Below are 22,990 nucleotides of genomic sequence, written 5' to 3'. Positions count from 1 at the left end.
AGTGACGAATTTTCGGTTTCTGGCGCCCGGCAACACGGTCATCCTGGATTCCCCCTGTTCCTGAGACCGCCGGGCGCCAGATCTTATCCAGAGCGCTTGCAGGCTCATTGCGACCCTACAAGGCTTAGAAAAGGCGACGGCGCCCCGAGGGGCGCCGTCTTGCTTCCTCTCCCCGGCACGCGATCGAACCCCTGTCGTTCGATCTCGGCGCGCATGAAGCGCAGCTTCTGCCCGTGGAAAGTGCACGGAAGTAAAAGCAGGAAGCGTGCCAACGGCCAAAGTGCCGTCACGGAGTTACCATAAGCGTCCAACTTGGTCCAAACCTGCGCTTCCGGGGCAGTTTTCTATGTTTCACCCAGTTTCCTACGACGTCATTGTGGTCGGTGGCGGCCATGCCGGTACCGAGGCTGCGCTTGCCGCGGCACGGACGGGCGCGCGCACGCTGCTGCTGAGCCACAACATCGAAACGATCGGCCAGATGAGCTGCAACCCGGCCATCGGCGGTATCGGCAAGGGTCACCTGGTCAAGGAAATCGACGCACTCGGCGGCGCCATGGCGCAGGCGGCGGATCGCGCCGGCATCCAGTGGCGCACGCTCAACGCCTCCAAGGGGCCGGCCGTGCGTGCCACGCGCTGCCAGGCCGATCGCTCCCTGTACAAGGCGGCGATCCGCCGGATGGTGGAAACCCAGCCGAACCTGGAGCTGTTCCAGCAGGCGGTGGATGACCTGATCCTCGAGGGCGGCCGCGTCACCGGCGTGGTGACCCAGATGGGCCTGTCCTTCCACGCCCGCGCCGTGGTGTTGACCGCGGGCACCTTCCTCGCCGGCAAGATCCATATCGGCCCCGCGCAATACGCCGGCGGCCGCGCCGGCGATCCGCCCGCCAGCACGCTGGCTCTGAAGCTGCGCGAACTGCCGGTGGCCGCCGACCGCCTCAAGACCGGCACGCCGCCGCGCATCGACCTGCGCAGCATCGACTTCACCGGCCTGGAAGAGCAGCCCGGCGACAACCCCGCGCCCGTGTTCTCGTACCTGGGCTCGCGCGAGGATCATCCGCGCCAGGTCAGCTGCTGGATCACGCATACCAGCGAACACACGCACGAGCTGATCCGCGGCTCGCTCGATCGCTCACCGCTGTACAGCGGCCAGATCGAAGGCGTGGGCCCGCGCTACTGCCCCTCGATCGAGGACAAGGTGGTGCGCTTCGCCGAGAAGAGCTCGCACCAGATCTTCATCGAGCCCGAGGGCCTGGACACTTTCGAGGTCTATCCGAACGGCATCTCCACCTCGCTGCCGTACGACGTGCAGCTGGCGCTGGTGCATTCGATCAAGGGCTTCGAGAAAGCGCACATCACGCGCCCGGGCTACGCCATCGAGTATGACTATTTCGATCCGCGCGGCCTGCATCCGTCGCTGGAGACCAAGACCATCCCGGGCCTGTATTTCGCGGGCCAGATCAATGGCACCACGGGATACGAGGAGGCGGCCGCGCAGGGCTTGATTGCCGGCCTCAATGCCGCGCTGGCGGTGAAGGGCGAAGCGCCATGGCATCCGCGTCGCGACGAGGCCTATATCGGCGTGCTGATCGATGATCTCACCAGCAATGGCACCATCGAGCCGTATCGCATGTTCACTTCGCGCGCGGAGTATCGCCTGCATTTGCGCGAGGACAATGCGGATCTTCGTCTCACCGAAACCGGCCATCGCCTCGGCGTGGTGCCGCAGGCTCGCTACGATGCACTGCGCGCCAAGCGCGACGCGGTGGAACGCGAAACGCAGCGACTCGGCGCCATCTGGGCCGCGCCCGCGAATGCGCTCGGCGCCACTGTCGCGCAGCAGCTTGGCATCACGCTGAGCCGCGAGACCAACGTGCTGGACTTGCTGCGTCGTCCCGAGCTCGATTACGCCACGCTCACGACCGTCGACGGCATCGGTCCGGCGGTTGACGACGCCAGCGTGGCCGAGCAAGTGGAGGTGCAGACCAAATACGCCGGTTATCTCGAGCGCCAGCGCGAAGAGATCGAGCGCCAGCGTCGCCACGAGCAGACGGCGATACCCGGCAGCTTCGACTACGACAAGGTGCGCGGCCTCTCTGCCGAGGTGCTGCTGAAGCTCAAGCGCGTACAGCCGCAAACCATTGGCCAGGCCGCGCGCATCAGCGGCGTCACGCCTGCCGCCATTTCGCTGCTGCTGGTGCACCTCAAGCGCCGCGACGCCGCCTGATTCGGGATCTTTGCTGCACCAGGACGGCCTGCCCGCATGGCATCATGCGGGCCTGACGATGCATCTCGGAGCGCACCATGGAAGTTTGGATCGGACGGGACGGCGAGCGACACGGCCCTTACAAGGAAGTGGATATCCGCCAGTGGCTGCGCAGCGGACAGATCAGCCCTGACGATCTGGGCTGGTATGAAGGCATGACGGACTGGGCGCCGCTGTCGTCGCTGTTCCCCGAAGAGTCGCAGGTCGAGCCGCCGGCATTTTCGCCTGCGCCCCCGGCACCGCCCTATGCCGCGGCCCCCGCGACATCGTATGGCGGCAGCAGCGCCGTGGCCGCGCTGGACGACTACGCCGGCTTCTGGAAGCGACTGGCGGCCTACATCCTGGACGCGCTGGTGCTTTGGATCCCCAACACGATACTCAGCAATATGCTTGGCGCCAGCAAGGCCGCCGAGGCCTATGTGCAGGCCAAGCTCGCTGCCGGCGACGATCCGCACCTGGTGCTGCAGGCGCTCGATACCTATATGAACGCGCTGTGGCCCGCACTGATCGCGCAGACCATCCTGGCGTGGCTGTATTTCGGCCTGTGCGAGAGCTCGGCATGGCAGGGCACCTTGGGCAAGCTGGCCCTGGGCATCCGCGTCACCGACATGGACGGCAATCGCATCAGCTTCATGCGTGCCACCGGCCGCTATTTCGGCAAGATTGTCAGTGCGCTGATCTTTTGCTTCGGCTTCCTGATGATTGCCTGGACCCAGCGCAAGCAAGGCCTGCACGACATGCTCGCAAAGACGCTCGTGCTCAATGGCCGCGCCAGAGACGTCGCCACGACGACGCGTCGCACGGACCCCGGCAACAGCGACAGCTCGTTCAACGCCTGAGCCATCGAACCTTGGTGATAGAGGCTTTGGTCGTAGGGGCTTTCTCGCCGTGAGACGTCCCGCCGTGGCAACACGGCGGAACTGACATCGCGGGCACATCACATTCACGCACGCGTTGCATCTGCTCGGCCAATGGGCCATGCCTTCGGTGGCGAGCTGGCCCATTGGCAAATGGACGTCCGATCGCTTTGCCGCGCAATTCATGCACCTGCGCGCACGTTATGACCTATGGCGGATGCGCGTATTTGCGTAAGTAGCGCATGCTTGTCATACAGGGGGCCGTGCACCAGGCAAGCTCATGGCCCAGTCACATGCTGATTGCGGCTGGATTTACCAGTGCGACGACCTCGTCGTCGATCCGCGCGCACACCGTCTCGAACGGGCAGGCAGCCCGATTTCCGTCGAGCCCAAGGCTTATGCGGTGCTGGTGGTCCTGCTGCAACAAGCCGGCGAAGTGGTCGGCAAAGACACCTTGCTCGATGCCGCATGGGGACATCGGCACGTCACTCCTGGCGTACTCACCCGCGTGATCTCGCACTTGCGGCACGCGCTGGGCGATTGCGCGTCGCAGCCGCGCTATATCGCCACCGTGCACAGCCTGGGCTATCGCTTCATCGGCGAGGTGCATCGCGTCCCGTCCAGCGCGACGCCGGCCGACGAGCCGCTGCCGGATGTCGCAAGCAATGATGATTCGACCGCCACCGCAAAAACGCCGGCACTCGCACCTGCACCCGTACGGGCCCCACCACGCTCCGGCCGCTGGCTGGCGGCGGCGATCACGCTGGCGGTCATCGTGGCGGTGCTGGCGGCGTTCAGCCTGTGGCATCCACCCGCGGATGCAGGGCGTGCGCCGCACGTGACGCCACAACCGGCGCTCGCGGTGATGCCGGTGGCACGCGAACAGGAGGACGTCCGGCCGATGCGCATGCGCCGCTTGCCGCATTACCGCCGTGTGGCCACGCAATGTCCCGGCGATCACGAGGCCGCGCCTGCCGAGCTTGGCGCAGCGGGCTTTCTGATCCTGCGGCCGAACCAGGCGCCCGCGGCCAATCTGTAAGCACGCATCGACTTGCTATGATCGACGGTCCGGCGGATCGCGTGGCGATCCGTTGTTTTGTCGAACGCTCAGGAATCGTCTTAGCCCCATGCTCAGCATCGAACAACGTATTGCCCAGGACATCGCCGCCAAGCCGGATCAGGTTCATGCCGCGGTGGATTTGCTCGACGGCGGCGCCACCGTGCCGTTTATCGCGCGCTATCGCAAAGAAGCCACCGGCGGTCTCGACGACACGCAGCTGCGCCTGCTGGAAGAGCGCCTGCGCTATCTGCGCGAACTCGAAGAGAGGCGCAGCGCGATCCTGGCCAGCGTCGAAGAACAGGGCAAGCTCAGCGATGCGCTGAAGAACGACATCCTCTCGGCCGACACCAAGGCGCGCCTGGAAGACTTGTACCTGCCGTACAAGCCCAAGCGCCGCACCAAGGCGCAGATCGCCCGCGAAGCCGGCCTGGAGCCGCTGGCCCTGGGCCTGCGCGAAGATCCCACGCAGTCGCCGGAAGCGGCCGCCGAGTCCTATGTCGACGCCGACAAGGGCGTGGCCGATGTGCGCGCTGCGCTGGATGGCGCGCGCGCCATCCTCATGGAGTCCATTGCCGAAGACGCCAGCCTGGTCGGCGAGTTGCGCCAGTGGCTATGGGATAAAGGCCAGATTCGCGCCAAAGTGGTTGCAGGCAAGGAAAACGAAGGCGCGAAATTCCGCGACTACTTCGACCACATCGAACCGATCGGCAAGATCCCCTCGCATCGCCTGCTCGCGCTGATGCGCGCGCGCAACGAAGGCGTGATCGAATTGGAGCTCTCACCGGCGCTGGACCTGGAACAGGGTCACGTCGAAGGCGAAGGCCGCGTGGCCGCGCATGCGGGCATTCTCGATCGCGGTCGTGCCGCTGATGCCTGGCTGCGCGAAACCGTGCGCATGACCTGGCGCGTGAAGCTGCATCTGCATCTCACGCTCGACCTGTTCGGCCGCGTGCGCGAAGGCGCGGAAGACGAAGCGATCCGCGTGTTCGGCGACAACCTCAAGGACCTCATGCTCGCCGCCCCCGCCGGCGCCAAGAGCGTGATGGGCCTGGACCCGGGCATCCGCACCGGCGTGAAAGTGGCCGTGGTGGATGCCACTGGCAAGCTGCTCGGCACCGATACGATTTATCCGCACGAACCACGCCGCCAGTGGAACGAATCGCTGGCTGCCCTGGCACGCCTTTGCCAGAAGCACGGCGTGGATCTGATCGCGATCGGCAACGGCACGGCCTCGCGCGAAACCGACAAGCTGGCTGGCGAACTGATCAAGGGTCTGGCCAAGACGCATCCGGAGCACAAACTTTCCAAGGTCGTGGTGAGCGAAGCGGGCGCGTCGGTGTACTCCGCCTCAGAAGTCGCCTCCAAGGAGTTTCCGGATGTGGACGTGAGCTTGCGCGGTGCGGTATCCATCGCGCGTCGCCTGCAGGACCCGCTGGCCGAACTGGTGAAGATCGAACCCAAGGCCATCGGCGTGGGCCAGTACCAGCACGATGTGAACCAGGTGAAGCTGGCGCGCGCACTCGATGCACGCGTGGAAGACTGCGTGAACGCGGTAGGCGTGGATGTGAACACCGCGTCGGCAGCGCTGCTGTCGCGCGTCGCGGGCCTGAGCATCAGCGTGGCCGAGAACGTCGTGAAGCATCGCGATGCCAACGGTCCGTTCGCCAACCGCAAGGCGCTGCTGAAGGTGCCGCGTCTGGGCGACAAGGCATACGAGCAGTGCGCAGGCTTCCTGCGCGTGCCCAACGGCGACAATCCGCTCGATACCAGCGCCGTGCATCCGGAAGCTTATCCGGTGGTCGAACGCATCATTGCCCAATGCGGCCGCGAAGTGCGCTCCATCATGGGCGACACCAGCTTCCTGCGCGGCCTCAAGGCCGAGCAGTTCACCGACGAGACGTTCGGCCTGCCGACCGTGCGCGACATCCTCAAGGAACTGGAGAAGCCCGGCCGCGACCCGCGCCCGGAATTCGTGGCGCCCAGCTTTGCCGAGGGCGTGGAAGACGTGAAGGACCTGCGTCCCGGCATGGTGCTGGAAGGCCGCGTAACCAACGTGGCGGCCTTCGGCGCGTTCGTCGACATCGGCGTGCACCAGGACGGCCTGGTGCACGTCTCGGCCCTGTCGCACACCTTCGTCAAAGACCCGCGTGATGCCGTGAAAGCCGGCGACATCGTCAAGGTGAAGGTGATGGAGGTCGACCTGCCACGCCAGCGCATCGGCCTGTCCATGCGCCTGGACGACGAACCGGGCCAGCAGGTCCGTGGCGCTCGCCCGGCCGGCGGCAACGACGCCTCCCGAGGCGCCCCGCGCGACAACCGCGGCCCGCGTCCAGGCGGCGGTGGCGGCGGTGCACCCAAGCCGGCGCCCGCGCCGTCCAACAGCGCCTTCGCCGACGCCTTCTCCAAGGCCCAAAAGCGCTAAGAGTCCCCTTTGTAGGAGCGCACCCTGTGCGCGAACCGCGCAGCGATAGCCAACTATCGCCCCGGTCGCGCACAGGGTGCGCTCCTACAACGTTGAGGGCTGGACTAGCCCCCAACCTTCTCGGTGCGGCGCAGCATGCGCTTACGTATGGGCATGCATTACCGTAACGCAGTCATAACAAAGCCGCCCGGTTCAAGGAGTGTTACCGACATGCCCCGTACTCGCACGATTGCAGGCGCCATTGCCGCCGCGTTGCTGATCAGTTCTCCGGCGTTCGCCGCCAAATCCCAGTTCGATAGCGTGGTGGTGTTCGGCGACAGCCTGAGCGACGCCGGCAATATCTCGCTGGCCACCAATCCGGCCATCCAGCCGCCGCTGGAATTCACCACCAACCCGGGTGCGGTGACGGTGCAGAACGTGGCCGGCCATTACGGCTACAGCCTCACCGCCTCGCTGGCGGGCGGCAGCGATTACGCCTGGGGCGGCGCTGGCGTACTGACCAATTCGCCGGGCACGCCGTCGGCGGTGCCGACCATCACCACCCAGATCAATGCCTACCTCGCTGCCGGCAAGTTTGACAGCAAGGCGTTGTACTCGGTCTGGGGCGGCGCCAACGACATCTTCTATGCGGCCACCGCCGCAGGTGCCGGCGCCACCGCGCAGCAGCTGATCCAGCAGAACGTGCAGCTGCAGATTGCCCAGCTGCAGGCCGCCGGCGTGCCGGCGGCACAGATCGCCGCGCTGACCCCGCAGATCACCCAGGCAGTGACCGCCGCCGTAACCCAGCAGGTGCTCGCCGCCGCGGGCGTGTCGGGCTTCCAGACGGCCGCTCAGGCGCAGGCCTCCGTGGCTGCCGCCGCGCAACAGGAAGTGAAGCTGATCGGCCAGATGCAGCAGGCCGGGGCCAAGAACATCCTGGTGTTCAATCTGCCCAACATCGGCCTGACGCCGTCTGCGCTCGAGCAGGGCGCCAGCGCCGCCTCGTCGCTGACCGGCCTCAGCCTGATCTTCAACGGCACGCTCAGCGCCGGCCTCGCCCAGATGGGCAAGGGCATCGTCCCGGTCGACGCCTACAGCCTGCTCAACGAAGTCATCGCCAACCCGGGCGCCTACGGCTTCACCAATGTCACCAACGAAGCCTGCGGCGTGGGCTCCAGCTCGGTCGCCTGCGGCCCGGCCGGTTCGGGCCTGCCCTACACCTATGCGGCCGGCGCCAACCAGACCTATCTGTTCGCCGACGGCGTGCACCCCACCACCGCGGCTGACGTGATGCTGGGCCAGTACGTGATCTCCATCCTCAGCGCGCCGGGCTACGCCTCGCTGCTGGCGGAAGCGCCGCTGGCCTCGATCCAGGCCCAGAACCGCGCGATCCGCAACCAGATGCTGGCCGACGGCCAGGGCAGCGACACCCGCGTGTTCGCCAATGTGGACTACGGCGATCAGCGCTTCGATGCCAGCAGCGGTTCGCCGCGCACCTCCAGCGACAACGTCAACCTGACCACCGGCGTCGACGTGCGCTTCAACGACAACTGGTCCGGCGGCATCGCCTTGAACATCGGCCAGCACAACGCCGACTACGCCGGCGGCGGCGGCTACAAGCTGCAGGACGTGTCGGGCCTGGGTTACATGATGTGGCACCAGGAAGGCGCCTACGTCGGCGGCTACGTGGACTTCGGCCAGGACAACTTCTCGGACATCGAGCGCAAGATCCAGCTCGGCAACATGCTCCGCAGCGAAACGGCCAAGGCCGACGGCAACCATGTCGGCGGCGGCATCAACGGCGGCTACTGGTTCGACGTGGGCACGCTGCGCACCGGTCCGTTCGCCAACTTCGAGTGGCAGACCGTCAAGGTCGACAGCTACAACGAGAGCGGCAGCGACAGCACCGCCATGTGGTTCGGCAGCCAGCAGCGCGACTCGCAGATCTCCACCCTGGGCTGGCGCCTGGAAGGTCACTGGCAGGCCGGCAACACCATGCTGTCGCCGTACGCCGAGGTGGCCTACAACTACGACAGCAAGGCTGATCCGCGCCTGGTCACCGCCGGCCTCAACGGCATGCCCGGCTCGTTTGAACTGGTCGGCTTCACGCCGGACAAGACCTGGGGCACCGGCGACATCGGCCTGAGCGCCCAGTTCAGCCAGGCGCTGAGCGGCTGGGTCGGCTACAGCGGCCGCTTCGGCGACAACAGCCAGAAGTACAACAGCGTCAACCTGGGCATGAAGTACGCCTTCTAAGGGTTGCGTTGGTTCTGCCAAGAAGCCGCCTGCGAAAGTGGGCGGCTTTTTTGTTGGGGATCGGGCGCGCAGCGGCGGTGCCAAGAGCGGACCTATGCGCGTCCGAAAGGCTTCCTACCAAAGCTTTGCGGTGGTGCCGCGCGCTGTCGAACTCGCCCCGCCATCCACATCCAAACCGATTTGGCCATCCATACGGCCAAAAAAAACCGCCCTTGCGGGCGGCTCTTTTCGGCGAAACCAGCGAGGGACTTACTTGCCCTTGCCGCCCGTCGCCAGATTCAGGATCGACTGGCTCTGCTTCTGCAGGCTGGCCGCTTCGTCGTCGGACAGCGGCGAGCTCTTGCTGCCCTGGTCGTTGGTCTTGAGCACCAGCGTGCCGTCCTGGCCCCATGCCGCGCGCTCGGTCGAGCTGGGCTTGGAATCCTTGCTGGACTTCTTCTGCTGCACGACCACCCACGGCTTGCCGTCCTTGTAGGCGTAGTCGGTGCTGGTGAAGCCCTTGTCGCCGTAGTCGACTTCTTCGCGGATGAACTTCACTTCGCCCGCTTCACGGAACACCTGCCAGCCGCGCGAGACCTTGTCTTCGAGCTTGGTGCCGTTGCTGATCTTCATGCCGCCGATCTGCTTCTGCACGGAGGTGAAGGCAGCCAGTTCCTTTTCACCCTGGGTCTGCTCGCCCACGAGCTGGATGTTCACCTGGGTCGGCATGCCCTTGGTCAGCACCTGGGTCTGCAGCGGCGGGTTGTAGTGACGCTCGCCATCGACCAGCGTCGCCTTCAGCACGTACAGGCCGGCCGGGTTCACGTCAGCCGGGTTGAACGGCAGCTGGAACGAGATCGGCAGCGTATTGGCCGACTCGATCGTCTTGGTGGCCAGCGGGGTGGCGTCCGGCGTGGACACGTCGATCAGGGTCAGCTCGAGCTTCGCGGCAGGCGACACGGTGGTGGCCGCATCACGCAGGGCCACCTGGCCGGTGATCTGGTTGGCCTGAGCCGGCGTCTGAGCGGCGTCGCCGCCCTGCGCGCCGCCCTCGGACGACTGGGAAGAATTGCCACAACCGGCAAGAGCCAGAGCAGCGACCGACATCAGCGACCAAACAAGACGGCGCATGTGAAAACCTCTATCGATAGTCAGGGCTTAGCGCGAGAACCAACAGGCGCCCAACACGCCTCGACTCTACACGGGGGAGCCCTTGAGGATAGCCCAAACGTAAGGGCTTGTAAAAGTTGGCTCCATGCGCTTGCGTATGTCCCACCAAAGGCTTCAACCAGCCCTGCAAAGCACTTTACGCCCGCTTACCGGTTTCGAGCTGGTGCACGCATCCGTGCGGCAAAAAAAAGCGCTCCAAGAGCGCTTCAATGTCAACGCCTGAGCACATTAGAAATCAGCAGGCCGGGATACCACCCACGATGCAAATCGGCCCCCTGATCGGCTGAGATTCGGGCGGCGGCGCGCCCGTACCCTGCGGATCAAACACGCATCTGTCATACGGCCAATTCACGTCGTTGAAATGCGACATGCAGAACGAGTCAGTGAGAAAGTTATCGTCGGACCCGGTCCATAGACCGGTGGCTCCGCTAAACCAATACACGATGCACCTGCTATTGGCGACGACTGCGGATTCCCTGCAAATTGCCGCGCCAGGGCCACCCTAAGGGAAGTATCTGACGTTGCCGACCGATGCCGCCCAGGTCAACACGCCCAGCGTCGTCCGCACGTCATTCGACGCGCCACCCGCGTAAGGCTCTTCCAAATTGCAGCTATTGCAGATAATCGTGGGCGGCTCGTTCGCACGCGCCGCTGCGTAAGCTGTATTAACGCGCAGTAATCCAATACAGGCCACTGCCAGCAACAACATCCATTTCGCAATCAAATCCGCTTTCCTGATTTTCACAATAACCTCCATGGCATTGAAAAATGATTGGCGCTGACAGTCCTGCGTTTTTTGTTATGTGGTCCTGAATAAATGCATCCCAAGACACCGTGCCGCCCCTTTTCAGGATGCGGCACGGTTTCAATCAAGATCAGAAGCGCTGGCTGTACTTCAGGTAATAGAAGCGGCCGATGTCAAAGCCACCGTAGTACACGAAGGCGCTGTTCGGCTTCGAGTACATGATGGGGCCCTGCTTGTCGAACACGTTGTTCGCACCGACCGAGATGGTGCCCTTCCACGGCATGGTCCAGCGGAACTGGACGTCGTTGAAGGTGGTGGAGCCGGTGTGACGCTGGGCCTGCGCGCCGTTGAACGGATCGACGTGGTCGATGTCGTTGCACTCGACCGGATTGACGTACGAGCAGCGCTCGGTCATGCCGGAGTAGTAACGCATCGTCCAGGTCATGCCGAACAGGCCACGCGTGAAGTCCAGCGACAGGTTGGAACGCGTGCGGAAGTTGCCGCCGTAGCCGGTTTCCGGCTGCACGGTGGTGTCCGGATTGTCGTCGGCCTTGATGTTCAGGTAGTCGACATAGGTGGTGTTCCAGTGCGTGGCGAACTGGCCGATCGCGTCGATGGTGAAGCGGTAGTTCACGCCGAAGTCGTAACCCGCCGTCTTCTGCCAGCCCTTGTTGGTCAGGCCGTAGAACATGTTGGTGATGACGCCGTTGGCCGGATCACGCGTGAAGCCCGAGCAACGCGAGCTGATGCCTGCCACGTAGCAGTCGTCCAGGATGTTCTGCACTTCGTCCTGGCTGATCACGTTCTTGATGTCGATCTTGTACCAGTCCAGCGACACGTCGAGGCCTTCGACGTAGTGCGGGCTGTAGATCACGCCGAACGTGCGGGTGGTCGCCGTTTCAGGAGTCAGCTTCGAGTTGGAGCCGGTGGTGAACTGGTAGTTGGTCTGGCACGGATACGTGCTGCACGGATTGAGTGCCTGGCCCAGCTGCACATAGTTCGCTGCCACGGCCGGTTGGCCGCCGAAGCCACCGGTACAACGCGCGGCCACGGCCGGGTTGCCCTTGGCCGAACCGCTCTTGGTATCGCACGGGTCGGTGTACGACTCGAAGCTGCTGCCGATACCGCCGTACAGGTCGGAAATGGTCGGCGCGCGGAAGCCCTGCGCCCAGCTGCCGCGGACGAGCAGGTCGTCGATCGGCTTCCACTTGACGCTGGCCTTGCTGTTGGTGGTGGTGCCGAAGTTGTCGTAGTCGGAGTAGCGGCTGGCCACGTCGATCGACAATTCGCGCGCCATCACCACGTCACGCAGCAGCGGCACGTCGAATTCCAGGTAAGCCTCGTTGACCGAGTACTTGCCTTCGGTCGTGGTGGCCGCCAGACCCGAGCTCAGGCCCGCCTGGTTGAACGCGTCCGGCACGAAGCGGCCGTCTTCCTGGCGGTGCTCAAGGCCGGCGGCGACACCGATGTCACCAGCCGGCAGGCCCACAAAGGTACCGGCGATGTTGGCGGTGTAATCCGTCGTGGTGGTCTTGCCGGTGTCGTGGAATTCCGGGAACAGGAAGGCCTGCAGTTCCGGATCCGCCAGCGAGCCGGCGCCAGCCTGGCCATACGGCAGCAGCGGGTTCCACGCCACGCAGCCGGCGGTCGGCTTGGCGGCGGTACCGCAATGCACTTTGCCATCCGTGCCCATGAAGGACGGACCGACGGCGGCCTCCGCATTGATCAGGTTGAAGTCGCCGTGACCGGTCTTGAGCATGTTGTTGCGATTGGTCATCGCGGCAACGTCCCAGTTCCAGTTGCGGCCGCCCAGCTCGAAGTAGCCCTCGAAGCCAGCCGTCCAGCGATAGGTTTCCAGTTCGCTGTTGGTCGTACGGGGCACTTCCCAGCCGCGACGGGCGAAGTTGAGCGTGGTGCCAAGCGGGTTGAAGTAGCTGGTGGCCGCCATCGGCCTGGTGAAGGCGGCCGACTGGTACGGATAACCGGCGATCTGCTGCAGGGTCTCGCGCTTGTTGTAGAGGAAGTCGGTCTTGAACGTGACGTTGTCGAGCAGGTTGTACTTGCCCGCCACGAACAGCGAGGTGCGCTCCTGACCGGTGGCCAGCGACATCTCCTGGTTGGAGTTGGCGTAGCGCGAGGTGGTCAGCGGCTGGTAGTTGGCGATATTGCGCGGGTCGGTACCCGGCGTGAGCGTACAGGTGGCCTTGGCGCCGCCCGGGCCGCAGGGGCCGCTGAACGAACCGTTCTGGGTGATGCCGCTCCAGCCGTTGACACCGTCCTTGGCGTTCGGGAACTGGTGGAAGGGACCCGCCGGATAGGCGCTGAACTCGCGGTCCTTTGCCCAGACCGGATCGTCCTTCTGGTACTGCGCGCTGGCCATGATCGAGCCGCGCTCGTTGGCGGTACCGAGCGTGAAGTCGTAGCTCTGGCCCTTGCCGTCATTCTGGTCGTACTGGCCGACGTAGGCATTGGCCTCGGCGCCGGTGAAGTTGCTGCGCGTGATCACGTTGACCACGCCGGCAATCGCGTCCGAACCGTAGATGGACGAACCGCCATCCTTCAGCACTTCGATGCGGTCGATCACCGACACCGGGATCTGACCCAGATCCTGCAGGCCCGAGGTGTTGGCGCCCAGGCGCTTTCCGTTGATCAGGATCAGCGTGCGATTGGCACCGAGGTTGCGCAGGTCGACGTAATAGCCACCCACGTCTTCGCCCGACGACAGCGCGTTGGCGCGGCTGATCGGCGGCGAACCGACTTCGGTCAGGTTCTGCAGAATGTCGGCAACCGAGGTGAAACCCTGGTTCTGGATCTGCTTGCGGTCGATCGTGACCACCGGCTGGGCGGTTTCCACGTCGACGCGCGGAATGCGCGTACCGGTGACGGTGACGGTTTCGAGCTTCTTGACCTCGCTCTCGCTGGCTGCGGGGCCGCTGGTGTTCTGCGCCAGGGCCGGAGCCATGGCTGCGAAGGTACCTACGGCAAGAGCCAGGCGGACGGCCACCGTAAGTTTATTGTCAACTTTCTTGCGGAACTGCATATTTACTCCCCAGTAAAGACGCCGGCCCCAACCGACGCCAAAATGCCGACTTGCTCGCAAGTGGCAGGCTTCAAAGGCGTTGCACCCTCAAAACTTGCTGTCTGCCAGCTGAACAACCCGGCGCATTCTTGATTACCAATTCGCAACCGTTGCGTTCTTGGTCTCGGTAGAAGTTGCTCCCCAGGGGCTGCGACTACCAAGAACTTACGACCATATGAGAAATTTCTTACGAGTGTCAACGATTTCGTAACGCTTGCTTCACGCTGACGTTTCTAAATTTCGGGCCACGCTCCCCTTACAAGTCGCCATCCGCCAGGAAAATGCGATGAACATGCAAAAAATTTCGACAAACGAGTCTTCGTCCACCTTTGCCGATCGCATCAAAGTGCTGATCCAGCGCGTGGGCAGCGTCACCGAGATCGCTCGGATGTGCGGTTTTTCTGAAGGTGTCGTGCGTAGCTGGCGCGATGGCAATACCGATCCGTCGCGCGCACGCTGCGTGACCCTGGCCAAGACCCTGGGTATTTCCCTGGTGTGGCTGGTGGCCGGCGAAGGGACCATCCAGACCACGGACGCGATGGCCTCCGGCGAAGACCAGACGAATACGGAAACGATGGCCAACCGCCATCGCTCCAAACTGCGCACCGCAGCGGACACGCTGCATGCCAGCGGCCTGGCCATGGATCCGAACCGCCTCAACACGGCGCTGCGCATCCTGCAGTCGGAGCTGGACCTGGCCGAGAGCCGCCTGACCCTGGCCGACAACGCCGACATGCTGGCCGACCTCTATGAAATCCTCGGCCCGGGCGGCACCGACGTGGACGCCACCGCGATGGTCTCGTTCAACCAGCGCCTGCACGAGCGCGTGAAGCGCGGCCGTCAGGTCGCTGCGTAAGTGCATCGATTGCAGACGGCATAAAAAAACGGCAGCCCGGAGGCTGCCGTTTTTCTTTGCTGCGATGGCCGGTTGCTAGAGGCGGGCAATGTCCGCGATGGCGCCGAATTGCGCCTTCAGCTGACCCAGCAAGGCCAGGCGATTGGCGCGCACCGCCGGGTTTTCCGCGTTCACCAGCACGCTGTCGAAGAACGCATCCACCGGTGCCTGCAACTGCGCTAGGCGCGTGAGCACCGCGGCGTAGTCGCCGGCTTCCAGCGGCGCATGCGTGTCGGCGCGGGCGGCGTCGAGCGCGGCATGCAGCGAGCGTTCGGCCTCCGCCTCGAAATGGGCGGGGTCGACCGTGGTGCCCACCGGTGCAGCGCCTGCTTCCTCGGCCTGCTTGCGCAGGATGTTGGCCACGCGCTTGTTCGCCGCGGCCAGGCTCAAGGCCTCCGGACGGCGACCGAATTCGCCGACCGCGCGCAGACGTCGGTCGAAATCCACCAGGCTGGACGGCGAGACGGCCGCCACGGCCTCGAATTGCTCGCTCGTAAAGCCCTGCTCGGCGTAATAACCGCGCAGGCGATCGAGCACGAATTCGACCAGTTCGTCAGCCAGCGCGGCACGGCGCTTGCCGGCGTCGAGCGTAGGCGCCTTGCCATCCTTGCCCGGCTTGAGGCCAGCGGCGAGCGCTGCTTCCGGCAACAATTCGAGCGCTTCGACAAAACTGCCGCGCAGATCCAGCTCCAGACCACCTTCGACCAGCGTACGCGCAAGACCGAGCGCTGCACGACGCAGGGCGAACGGATCCTTGTTGCCGCTGGGCTTCATGCCCACGGCGAAAATGCCTGCCAGCGTATCGAAGCGATCGGCCACGGCGAGCACCTGGCCCACCTTGCCGGCCGCGATGGCGTCCCCGGCGAAGCGCGGCTGGTAATAGCTGTCCAGCGCCTCGGCCACGTCGGCCGCTTCACCGTGGTGCGCCGCGTAGTAACGACCCATCACGCCCTGCAACTCGGGGAATTCGCCGACCATGCGGGTGAGCAAGTCGCACTTGCTGAGTGAGGCGGCACGCGTCGCGGCGCCGGCATCCACGTCCACGCGGGCGGCGATGATGCGGGCCAGCTCGGCCACGCGCACGCTCTTGTCCCACAGGCTGCCCAGCGCCTGCTGGTAGGTGACCTGCTTGAGCTGATCCTGATAGCCGGCCAGCGGCGTCTTGAGGTCTTCATCCCAGAAGAACTTGGCGTCGGCGAAGCGCGGACGGATCACGCGCTCGTAGCCCTTGCGGATTTCCGACGGCTGCTTGCTCTCGATGTTGGCGACACCGATGAAATGCTCGGTGAGCTTGCCGCTGGCGTCGAACACCGGCACAAACTTCTGGTTGGTCTCCATGGTGGTGACCAGCGCTTCGGGCGGCACCGCAAGAAATTCGCGATCAAAGGTGCACGCAATCGCCACCGGCCATTCGGTGAGATTGGCGATTTCGCTGAGCAGAGCCTCGTCGAGCTGCGGCACGCCACCGGTTTCCTTGGCTGCACGGGCGACTTCATCGCGCACTTTCTGGCGACGCTCGGCCGGATCGGCCAGCACCTTGGCCGCGCGCATCGAGTCCAGCCAGATATCGGCGTCGGACACGTGCACCGGCTGCCCATGCATGAAACGGTGACCACGCGACTTGCGGCCGCTGGTCAGGCCCAGCACGCTGCCGTCGACGATGTCCGCGCCGTGCAACATCACCAGCCAGTGCACCGGACGCACGAACGTGTAGTCGTGATCGCCCCAGCGCATCGGCTTGGGAATCGGCAAACCCTTGAGCGCCTCGTCGACGATTTCAGGCAACAAAGCCRCCACCGGCTGGCCCGGCTTGACCGCGCGGAACACGAACCACGAACCCTTGTCGGTCTCGAGCTTTTCCAGCTGTTCGACGGTCACTCCGCAAGACTGCGCAAAGCCGAGCAAGGCCTTGCTCGGCTGGCCATCGGCATCGAGCGCCGCGTTGACGGCCGGGCCGCGACGTTCAACATTTTGTTCGGGCTGGTTGACCGCCACGGCCGGGATATAGACGGCCAAACGGCGCGGCGAAGCATACAGCCTCGCTTCGTCCAGGCCGGCGTCCACGCCGCGCTTGGCCAGTCCGTCGCAGATGCCGCGCAGGAACGCAGCGGACAAGTCATCCAGCGCCTTGGGCGGCAGTTCTTCGGTGCCCAGTTCGATCAACAGCGGCTTGGTGGCGGCGCTCATGCAGCCTGCTCCTTCACGTTCTTCTTCAGGCCGGGAAACCCGAGCTTTTCGCGTTGTGCGACATAGGTTTCAGCCACCGCTCGGGCCAGCGTGCGCACGCGCAGGATGTAGCGCTGGCGTTCGGTGACGCTGATGGCGCGGCGCGCGTCGAGCAGGTTAAAGGTGTGGCTGGCCTTCATCACCTGCTCGTAGGCAGGCAACGGCAGGTTGGCGGCGATCAGCTTGTTGGCTTCGCCTTCGCACACGTCGAACCAGCGCAGCAATTCGGGCACGTTGGCGTGCTCGAAGTTGTAGGTGCTCTGCTCCACTTCGTTCTGGTGGAACACGTCGCCATAGGTGACGGTGCCGCGCGGGCCGTCGGTCCAGATCAGGTCGTAGACGTTGTCCACGTTCTGCAGGTACATGGCCAGGCGCTCGAGACCGTAGGTGATCTCACCGGTCACGGGACGGCACTCCAGGCCGCCGGCCTGCTGGAAGTAGGTGAACTGGGTCACCTCCATGCCATTGAGCCAGACTTCCCAGCCCAGACCCCAGGCGCCGAGCGTCGGCGATTCCCAGTTGTCTTCGACGAAGCGCAGGTCGTGCACCAGCGGATCCAGGCCCAGCTCCTTCAGCGAACCGATGTACAGGTCCAGGATGTTGTCCGGGTTTGGCTTCATCACCACCTGGTACTGGTAGTAATGCTGCAGGCGGTTCGGGTTTTCGCCGTAGCGGCCGTCAGTAGGACGGCGGGACGGCTGCACGTACGCCGCCGCCCAGGGCTCGGGACCGAGCGAACGCAAAAAAGTGGCCGGGTGGAACGTGCCGGCGCCGACCTCGGTGTCGAGGGGCTGCAGCAGGACACAACCCTGCGCCGCCCAATAGCGGTTAAGGGTCTGGATCACATCTTGGAAGGTGCGCGCGGACATGGCTTTCCGTGGGCTTCAATAAAGCGGGTTAGTATAGCCGGGACCGCTTTCTCCGCTGGAATCCAGCGCAGAAAGCCTATCGGAGAGATCGCCGCATGGCCGCTTCGCCGCAAACAGTGTCCCTGCTCGGCCGCCGCAGTCGGCTGGCGCTGGATGAAATGCTCGCCACGCTGGTGGTCGACGGCTATCTGCTCGCCGAAGACGCCAAGCAGGTGCGCATGGGCTCGCGCAGCGGCCGCGCCACCGTGGAATTGCATCCGCTGGTGCTGGTGGCCAACGCCAAGCTGCCCAACCAGCGCGATCCGGGCCGACCGCTGAGCCTGGAGGCGCTGACCGAATGGCTCGCCGGCCACGCCCAGCTGCCGTACCTGAAAATCGATCCGATGAAGATCAACGTGGCCGCGGTGACCCAGGTGGTCAGCCGCGCCTACGCCGAACGCCATCGCATCCTGCCGGTGGCGGTAGCGCCGGGCGAAGCGACCTTCGCCACCTGCGAGCCATTCGACAATGCATGGGCGGCCGACCTCTCGCAGATGCTGCGGCGAGACGTGAAGCGCGTGGTGTCCAACCCGATCGACATCAACCGCTACCTGCTGGAGTTCTACGGCGTACAACGCTCGATCCAGCTGGCGCAGGACGCCAAGACCACCGGCTACGACTCCTCCGCCATCCTCAACTTCGAACAGCTGCTGGAGCTGGGCAAGGGCGGCGAAGTCGGCGCGGATGATCGCCACGTCGTGCACATCGTGGATTGGCTGCTGCAATACGCGTTCGAACAGCGCGCCTCGGATATCCATTTGGAGCCGCGCCGCGAAGCCGGCCTGATGCGTTTTCGCATCGACGGCGTGATGCACAAGGTATTCGAGCTGCCGCCGCCGGTGATGACCGCGGTCACCGCGCGAATCAAGATCCTCTCGCGCATGGATGTGGCCGAAAAGCGCCGCCCGCAGGACGGTCGCATCAAGACACGCTCTGCTTCAGGACGTGAAGTGGAACTGCGTATCTCCACCATGCCGACAGCGTTCGGCGAAAAGGTGGTGATGCGTATCTTCGATCCGGACATCGTGGCCAAGGATTTCTCGCAGCTGGGCTTTTCGCCCGAAGAGGGCGAGGCCTGGCGAACGATGGTGGAACGCCCGCACGGCATCGTGCTGGTGACCGGTCCTACCGGTTCGGGCAAGACCACCACGCTTTACTCGACGCTCAAACATCTGGCGACGCCGGAGTTGAACGTCTGCACGGTCGAAGACCCGATCGAAATGGTGAGCCCCGAGTTCAACCAGATGCAGGTGCAGGCGGCCATCGACCTGGACTTTGCCACTGGCGTGCGCACGCTGCTGCGACAGGACCCGGACATCATCATGGTTGGCGAAATCCGCGACCTGGAAACGGCGCAGATGGCCGTGCAGGCCTCGCTCACCGGTCACCTCGTGCTGTCGACCCTGCATACCAACGATGCGCCCAGCGCGATCACGCGTCTGCTTGATCTGGGCGTACCGCATTACCTGATCCAATCCACCCTGACCGGCGTGGTGGCGCAGCGTCTGGTGCGCACGCTGTGTGCCCACTGCAAGCAGGCCACCGAGCAGGAGCCGCACGAGTGGACGGCGCTCACGCACGGCTGGGACGTGCCGCTGCCCGAGAAGGTCTACAAACCGGTCGGTTGCCTGGAGTGCCGCAATACAGGCTTCATGGGACGCACCGGCATCTACGAGATGCTGCCGCTGTCCTCGCGCCTGCGCGGATTGATTTCATCGCAGCTGGATCTGGGTCATTTCGGCCACGCCGCGCTCGCCGAAGGCATGCGTCCCTTGCGCATTTCCGCGGCGGCCCAGGTGGCGCGCGGCGTCACCACCGTCAAGGAAGTGCTGACCGTGATTCCGCCCATCGAACATGGCGTCGTCTGACGACGCTGCTCGCTCACCCAACGTATTCGTCGTATCGCATGAAGCCTGTCCTGATCATCCGCACCGGTCGCGCCCCTGCTCCCATTCGCGCGCGTCACGGTGACTTTCCCCACTGGTTCCGCCTTGGTGCACAGCTGTTGCCGGAGCGCATCCGCGTGGTCGACGTGGAAGCTGGCGAACAACTTCCACCACCCAGCGAAGTGGCCGGTGCACTGATCACCGGTTCCGCCGCGATGGTCACTGAGCGTGCCGCATGGAGCGAACGCACGGCGGGCTGGATCAGGGATGCCATGGATCTGGAGCTGCCGATGTTCGGCGTGTGCTACGGCCATCAGCTGATGTCGCATGCCCTGGGTGGGCGCGTCGACTACCTGCCCGGCGGTCGCGAGATCGGCACCGTGACGCTGAACATGCTCGATGCCGCCAAAAACGATCCGCTGGCAAGCAGCTTCCCGTCTGCATTTCGCGCCCATGCCACGCATGAACAAAGCGTACTCGAGCTGCCTAAGAACACGACCGTACTGGCCAGTTCCTCGCGCGACCCGAATCATCTCGTCCGCTACGGCAAGAACGCGATGAGCGCGCAGTTCCATCCTGAATTCAATGCGGATGTGATGCGCGCCTACATTGACCGCAAGCACCACGACATGAAGCGCGAAGGCTTCGATCCGCACCACACGTTTAAGCAGGTTGCCCCGACTCCGCTGGCGCGCCGCCTGTTCCGGCAGTTCTCGCGTCACCATGGGCTGGCCGCCGGCTGACATGACTGTCACGCTCACGGTCTAGAATCGGGCCATCGGCGCGAAGCTTCCACAGAGCGCCGTCACATGGACGAACACCATGGGTCGACAACCGCATGTACACCGCGCATCGGTCATTGCGATGCGGCTGGTCGACATTGCCGACACCATCGATCTGACCGCCGCCGAATCACTTTGGGCGCAACGGGCGCGTACTGCCGCCGCCCGCAGTCGGTTGGTGACCGCGCCGACGAAGGCGCTGACGTTCGGCGTACCACCCGTCGAGTTGACCCTGGGTCCCATCGAGGTTGATGTCGGTGGCCGCGCCTTGCAAGCCACCGCGCTCGCGAGGCTCTACGAGTTCGGAGTCGCCGCCTTATCCATCAGCGTGCCTGCCGACGATCTCTCATGGGTGGACTTCAGCGCGCGAGTGAATGCAGTCGATGCCGCGTTTGGTCTGGCCTCCGATTCAGACGCGTGGACGCGTCTGCTGGCGCAGATCACGGACATCGTGGGGCCCGCGCTGTTGCGGCCGAGTGTGGCCGTCCTGCACGAGGACTATCTACTGGGCCTGGTACATGCGCTCGAAGGAGTCGTGAGTACAGCAACGCTTCACGACGAGCTGGACCTTGTGCCCTTGCTTGCCGGTGAATCACGACCGCTCTCCGAGTCTGCTCGCCAGGAACTGCTGCGGCAGCGCTTTTCGTATTACACCGACGATCTGGCCGTCGTCACCTGGGACCGCGCCTTCATCTACGAACCGCGCGGTGAGTCGGACGTGGTCGATATTCTCGAAGTGGCGAACGCCCAGCTATTGGAGTTGCGCTACTACGACGAATTGCTCGATGCCGAACTGCCACGCATGTACGACCTGGTGGAAGCGACGCACAACGTCGCCAACCCTTTTGCAGCGCGACGCTACGCCGATCTGGCGCGGCATCTATACACGCTCGTGGCGGAAGTCACCGAGATCACCGAGAAAGTCGACAACGCACTGCAAGTCACCGAGGACGTTTATCTCGCGCGCGTTTATGCGGCGGCACTCGAGTTGTTTCGCGTACCGCATGTCAGCAAAGCCGTCGATCGCAAGCTGGCCATCATCCGCGACAGCTACGCGGCGTTATATGAAGAGGCATCGAGCAAGCGGGGCGAGCTGATGGAGCTGGCCATCATCGTGTTGATTGCCGTGGAGATCCTGATCGCGGTAATCCGCCACGTCTAGCCAGCGATTCAGCGCCCGCGCGGCGGCATCGGAAACGGCGTGATCTTCTGGCCGTCGCTGGCATCACGGATCACCAGCGCGCCCTTGCTCTCCACTTCCTCGACCCGCACCACCGATTGCATCGGCAGGTGCAATACGCGCGTGTCCTTGAACTCGTCGCGCAGCTTCTCTTCGGTGGGATCCACCAGCAGGCCTTCGCCCACGGGCTCGAACACCAGTTCGCCGACTTCGGTGAAACCCCACAGGCTGCTTGATGCCACGTGGCGGGCATAGAGCTCGTAGCACTTGCCCAGATGCAGGAAGGTGACTTTGTAGAGTTTCTTGTTGCGCATGAGCCTATGTTATCCGCGTAGACGCCGCGCGATGCCTTCTCGCGAAAACAAGGCAAACACCACGCCAAACAGGAAGCCGGCGATATGCGTCCACCACACTACCGCACCATAACTGGGCCCGGCGTAGCTGAAGAGCAACTGCAACAGCACCCAGATGCCGATCAGGAGAAAGGCCGGGACGCGCACGAATTCCAGGTAGAGACCCAGGGGCAACACCAGTCCTAGTCTCGCGCGGGGAAACAGCGCTATGTAGGTTCCCAGCACCGCCGACACGGCGCCGCTGCAGCCGATGATCGGCGAACGCACGCCAGTCAACGAAAGCGCACCGACTAGGTTCGCCACCATGCCACCGAGCACAAACAGCAGCAGGAAGCGCAGCGAGCCCAGTGCGCGTTCCGCCGGCAAACCAAAGATCACCAGGAACAATAGATTGCCCAGCAGATGCAGCCAGGCGAGATGGATGAAGAGCGCGGTGAACAGGCGTAGCAGCGATGGATCGTGCAATTGCGGCAGCAGCGGCGCCTTCGGATCGAAGATGTTCGCCGGCACGGTACCCCATTCGAGCCACATCGACATGCGCTGCGGCCCAGGCATCAAGGCCAGGCCGACGAAACTGATCACGCACACGACCACCACGAGCACGGTGGCCCATTGGACATGCCGACGACGGCGGGTTTCGACATGGACAAACACTGGAAACGCTCCGCGGCTTGCAGCTCAGGTGAGCTTTGCATCATAGGCGATAAGTTTTTGCTGCACAGCGCGCATCGGACGACTTCGGCGCTTTCAGACGATGCCCGTGGCAGTTGGCCGTGTATCGATGCAGCAAAATTTTCAAAGCGCACAAAGACAAACGCCTTCCCGGATGGGAAGGCGTTTGAGGGATAAAGCCCCTGGCGGTGACCTACTCTTGCATGAGAATTCACACTACCATCGGCGCAGCTGCGTTTCACTTCCGAGTTCGGGATGGGATCGGGTGGGGCCACAGC

16 protein-coding genes and 1 rRNA gene are annotated in these 22,990 nt (G+C 64.2%); 9 read left to right on the top strand and 8 right to left on the bottom strand.

Annotated elements, in window-relative coordinates; genetic code table 11:
• Positions 1 to 346: 346 nt before the first annotated feature.
• The 5 genes from mnmG (at position 347) to AC1DKY_RS08515 (ending at position 8,837) form a co-directional block, all read left to right on the top strand.
• Positions 347 to 2,224, top strand: coding sequence for a tRNA uridine-5-carboxymethylaminomethyl(34) synthesis enzyme MnmG (gene mnmG, locus AC1DKY_RS08535; protein ID WP_441602711.1), 1,878 nt, complete (start codon positions 347 to 349; stop codon positions 2,222 to 2,224).
• Positions 2,225 to 2,301: 77 nt separating this feature from the next.
• Positions 2,302 to 3,102 (top strand): RDD family protein, encoded by an 801-nt coding sequence (locus AC1DKY_RS08530; RefSeq protein WP_441602710.1) that lies wholly within the window; start codon positions 2,302 to 2,304, stop codon positions 3,100 to 3,102.
• Between the two features lie 298 nt (positions 3,103 to 3,400).
• Positions 3,401 to 4,159, top strand: coding sequence for a winged helix-turn-helix domain-containing protein (locus AC1DKY_RS08525; RefSeq protein ID WP_441602709.1), 759 nt, complete (start codon positions 3,401 to 3,403; stop codon positions 4,157 to 4,159).
• 88 nt (positions 4,160 to 4,247) lie between these two features.
• Entirely contained in the window at positions 4,248 to 6,602 is a 2,355-nt protein-coding gene (locus AC1DKY_RS08520) for a Tex family protein (RefSeq protein WP_441602708.1), read from the top strand.
• A gap of 210 nt (positions 6,603 to 6,812) precedes the next feature.
• Positions 6,813 to 8,837 (top strand): autotransporter outer membrane beta-barrel domain-containing protein, encoded by a 2,025-nt coding sequence (locus AC1DKY_RS08515; protein ID WP_441602707.1) that lies wholly within the window; start codon positions 6,813 to 6,815, stop codon positions 8,835 to 8,837.
• A 249-nt stretch (positions 8,838 to 9,086) separates the two neighbouring features.
• Here the strand turns inward: AC1DKY_RS08515 and AC1DKY_RS08510 are convergent, their stop codons facing one another.
• From AC1DKY_RS08510 to AC1DKY_RS08500, 3 genes are all read right to left on the bottom strand, one after another.
• A complete protein-coding gene (locus AC1DKY_RS08510) occupies positions 9,087 to 9,947 on the bottom strand; it encodes a DUF1481 domain-containing protein (RefSeq protein ID WP_441602706.1) in 861 nt (286 codons plus the stop codon).
• 541 nt (positions 9,948 to 10,488) lie between these two features.
• Complete coding sequence (locus AC1DKY_RS08505) at positions 10,489 to 10,731, bottom strand: hypothetical protein (protein ID WP_441602705.1); 243 nt, start codon at positions 10,729 to 10,731, stop codon at positions 10,489 to 10,491.
• A gap of 130 nt (positions 10,732 to 10,861) precedes the next feature.
• A complete protein-coding gene (locus AC1DKY_RS08500) occupies positions 10,862 to 13,771 on the bottom strand; it encodes a TonB-dependent receptor plug domain-containing protein (protein ID WP_441602704.1) in 2,910 nt (969 codons plus the stop codon).
• Positions 13,772 to 14,096: 325 nt separating this feature from the next.
• Here AC1DKY_RS08500 and AC1DKY_RS08495 point away from each other — a divergent pair, with 325 nt between their 5' ends.
• Positions 14,097 to 14,666, top strand: a complete 570-nt coding sequence (locus tag AC1DKY_RS08495; protein ID WP_441602703.1) for a helix-turn-helix domain-containing protein — start codon at positions 14,097 to 14,099, stop codon at positions 14,664 to 14,666.
• Positions 14,667 to 14,741: 75 nt separating this feature from the next.
• Here the strand turns inward: AC1DKY_RS08495 and glyS are convergent, their stop codons facing one another.
• Positions 14,742 to 16,892, bottom strand: a complete 2,151-nt coding sequence (gene glyS, locus AC1DKY_RS08490; protein WP_477179898.1) for a glycine--tRNA ligase subunit beta — start codon at positions 16,890 to 16,892, stop codon at positions 14,742 to 14,744.
• Positions 16,889 to 17,800: a glycine--tRNA ligase subunit alpha gene (gene glyQ, locus AC1DKY_RS08485; protein WP_121883603.1), complete on the bottom strand. Its 912-nt coding sequence runs from the start codon at positions 17,798 to 17,800 to the stop codon at positions 16,889 to 16,891. Before glyQ ends, glyS begins: the two co-directional genes overlap by 4 nt.
• 95 nt (positions 17,801 to 17,895) lie before the next feature.
• Between glyQ and tfpB the strand changes: the two genes are divergently transcribed.
• The 3 genes from tfpB to AC1DKY_RS08470 all read left to right on the top strand — a co-directional run bounded on the left by tfpB (position 17,896) and on the right by AC1DKY_RS08470 (position 21,669).
• Entirely contained in the window at positions 17,896 to 19,707 is a 1,812-nt protein-coding gene (gene tfpB, locus AC1DKY_RS08480) for a type IV pilus assembly ATPase TfpB (protein ID WP_441602701.1), read from the top strand.
• A gap of 38 nt (positions 19,708 to 19,745) precedes the next feature.
• Complete coding sequence (locus tag AC1DKY_RS08475; protein ID WP_441602700.1) at positions 19,746 to 20,468, top strand: glutamine amidotransferase; 723 nt, start codon at positions 19,746 to 19,748, stop codon at positions 20,466 to 20,468.
• Positions 20,469 to 20,547: 79 nt separating this feature from the next.
• Positions 20,548 to 21,669, top strand: coding sequence for a hypothetical protein (locus AC1DKY_RS08470; protein WP_441602699.1), 1,122 nt, complete (start codon positions 20,548 to 20,550; stop codon positions 21,667 to 21,669).
• Positions 21,670 to 21,677: 8 nt separating this feature from the next.
• On the opposite strand, the gene AC1DKY_RS08465 is transcribed toward AC1DKY_RS08470, so the two are convergent.
• The 3 genes from AC1DKY_RS08465 to rrf form a co-directional block, all read right to left on the bottom strand.
• Complete coding sequence (locus AC1DKY_RS08465) at positions 21,678 to 22,001, bottom strand: DUF1820 family protein (RefSeq protein ID WP_046970761.1); 324 nt, start codon at positions 21,999 to 22,001, stop codon at positions 21,678 to 21,680.
• Positions 22,002 to 22,010: 9 nt separating this feature from the next.
• Positions 22,011 to 22,694 carry a rhomboid family intramembrane serine protease gene (locus tag AC1DKY_RS08460; protein WP_441602698.1) on the bottom strand — a complete coding sequence of 228 codons (684 nt, stop codon included), beginning with the start codon at positions 22,692 to 22,694 and terminating at the stop codon, positions 22,011 to 22,013.
• 198 nt (positions 22,695 to 22,892) lie between these two features.
• A 5S ribosomal RNA gene (gene rrf / locus AC1DKY_RS08455) occupies positions 22,893 to 22,990 on the bottom strand; the annotation flags it as partial.

It is taken from the genome of Dyella sp. 01N448 (genome assembly GCF_056399225.1).
The sequence above is the reverse complement of the archived record's forward strand: the minus strand, read 5'-3'. Positions and strand labels throughout refer to the sequence as shown.